General features: G+C 65.8%; 1 protein-coding gene. It reads left to right on the forward strand.

Going from position 1 to position 474, the window contains the following annotated elements:
- On the forward strand, window positions 1-461 hold a 461-nt coding region (locus EN925_RS39145; RefSeq protein WP_245487497.1), incomplete at its 5' end, for an ABC transporter substrate-binding protein.
- Window positions 462-474 lie beyond the last annotated feature (13 nt).

Below are 474 nucleotides of genomic sequence, written 5' to 3' on the forward strand. Positions count from 1 at the left end.
CCTACAATCCCAACGCCAAGCGCATGGCCGAGATGATCCAGGCCGAATGGGCGAAGGTCGGCGTCAAGGCCGAGATCGTCAGCTTCGAGTGGGGCGAATATCTCAAGCGCACTGCCGGCGGCGAACAGGACGCCTACCTGCTCGGCGGCAGCAGCGACAATGGCGACCCCGACAACATGCTGAGCTATCTGCTCTCCTGCGACGGCGTGAAGGGCGGCTCCACCCGCTCGCGCTGGTGCGATCCAGCCTTCGAGAAGCTGCTGCAGGACGGCCGCGTCGCCGCCGATCCGAAACAGCGCGCCGACATCTACGCCAGGGCGCAGGCGATCCTGAAGGTCGAGGTGCCGGTGGCGCCGATCGCCCATTCGGTGGTGGCGATCCCGATCCGCAAGAGCGTGCTCAACTACGTGCTCGACCCCTTCGGCCGGCAGAACTTTGCCGCTGTCGATATGGCGGAGTGAAGCTTGGCGACCC

The organism is Mesorhizobium sp. M7A.F.Ca.US.006.04.2.1, assembly GCF_004022915.1.
Lineage (GTDB): Bacteria > Pseudomonadota > Alphaproteobacteria > Rhizobiales > Rhizobiaceae > Mesorhizobium > Mesorhizobium ciceri.